This window comes from Exiguobacterium sp. UBA7533, from assembly GCF_002479335.1.
In the GTDB taxonomy this organism is placed as follows: domain Bacteria; phylum Bacillota; class Bacilli; order Exiguobacteriales; family Exiguobacteriaceae; genus Exiguobacterium_A.
Map to the genome: position 1 here is coordinate 7,042 of NZ_DLMP01000015.1, position 1,686 is coordinate 8,727.

Sequence of the window (1,686 nt, forward strand, 5' to 3'; positions counted from 1 at the left end):
CATGTTCAATTGCCTGTTGTTGGACAGGATTCAATTGAATGCCGGTCAATCGCTCCATCTGTTCGAAAAAATCTTCATGCATGATACAGTTCACCTCGAGCGTTTAATTTCGTGTCCATTAAATCGAACTCTCCCTAGTGTAGCATTTTTAATGATCGGATTGGATTACTGAAAGACGAACCGTGGAATAAAGAGACAAAAGACTATTGGAAGCAATGTAAGAGGAGTGCCTTTAAAAGACTAGGCAAATGGACTCAAAAATATTAAAATGGTAATAGATGTAAGAGAGTACTCTCTTGTCCTGTACAAAGAGGGAAGGCGGAATGAGAATGTCTGTAGTGAAATTACACATGTATACAAATGAACATTATGAACAATGTGAGGCGTTCATTCTTCCGGAAGAACAAGTTCAGTTTACTTCTTTTCCAACGGATGTCGTTACGGATGCGGTTGCACATCCCGATAAGTTTCCGGTTGTTATTAAAAAAGACGAACTCGTCGTCGGATTTTTTATTCTCCATCTCAATCCCCCTAAAACACACCGGACGGATGAACAAAGTGTCCTGTTACGTGCCTTTTCGATTGATGAACGGCATCAACATCAAGGATACGCGAAGGAAGCGATGATGCAGTTACCGGAGTTCGTTCATCATCATTTCCCGGAAGTCACATCGATTACACTTGCGGTCAATAAAAAGAATATCGCTGCAAAATCACTGTATTTCAAGACGGGATATGTCGATACGTTACAATCGGTCATGGGTCCAATCGGAGAGCAACATATTCTCGCCTTCGATTTAGAAAAGGAATCACGATTGAAGCAGTGAAGTAAAAAAGCATTTTCCTGATTATGTTCAGGAAAATGCTTTTTGTTATTTAAGATAAATCATAAATAGAGAGGTGGGCAGTCGCCTCACCAGAGAATCCGATACCTCGACTCGTTGCTTTTGGGAAAATACGTCCGCTTGCGACGGCTTCTCCATCATTGAGGAAAAGTTCGAACGAGGACCGGTCCACAAACAAACGTAATGTCTGCAAGTCTTTCGAAAGGACAGTCGATCGTGATGTACCAAATGATTCAGCAGGAACGTCTACACCCGAACGACTCCGGTCAATCGTAAATTGACGCGAAACGACATCATATTTAAATAGGGTTTCTTCTGTAGCGTCTTGACGAATTGAGAAGCGGAACGAATCCGACGACAGCTTCAAGTCTGTCATCACGAGTTCGAAAATCTCGGCTTCCGCAACCGTCACATCTTGCTCGAAAAGAATCGTTTCGTCAAATAAGGTTTCTTTTCGTAGCTGTGTCAGTTCATGGACAGGTCGTTGACGAAGTTGTCCCTGTTCGATCGTTAATTCACGTGGCAATGTCAAAGCATGTGCCCAGTTATAAATGTCAGAAGGATAACTAATGTCCGGTAAACCCATCCAACCAACAAGAATCCGTCGACCATCTGCCGCCTCAGTTGTTTGTGGCGCATAGAAGTCGAATCCGAAATCGAGTTCTTGGAAAGGTTCATGTGTGAATGTTAAGTTGGGTAAAGCTAACGGTTCCCCGATGAAGTAACCGGACTGGAAAATATTTTGATAGTTCGTACCATCTGGCTCAATCCCTTGAGGACTAAAGAGAAAGACGCCTTTTCCATTAAGCTCGAAATAATCAGGACATTCCCACATATAACC

2 protein-coding genes are annotated in these 1,686 nt (G+C 42.5%); one reads left to right on the forward strand and one right to left on the reverse strand.

Annotated features, from left to right (window positions below; all coding sequences use genetic code 11):
* The first annotated feature begins 329 nt into the window (after positions 1-329).
* Positions 330-827 (forward strand): GNAT family N-acetyltransferase, encoded by a 498-nt coding sequence (locus B2U10_RS14290; RefSeq protein WP_035409789.1) that lies wholly within the window; start codon positions 330-332, stop codon positions 825-827.
* A gap of 49 nt (positions 828-876) precedes the next feature.
* Here the strand turns inward: B2U10_RS14290 and B2U10_RS14295 are convergent.
* Positions 877-1,686: glycoside hydrolase family 32 protein (locus B2U10_RS14295; RefSeq protein WP_290788479.1), on the reverse strand; the 810-nt coding region annotated here is incomplete at its 5' end.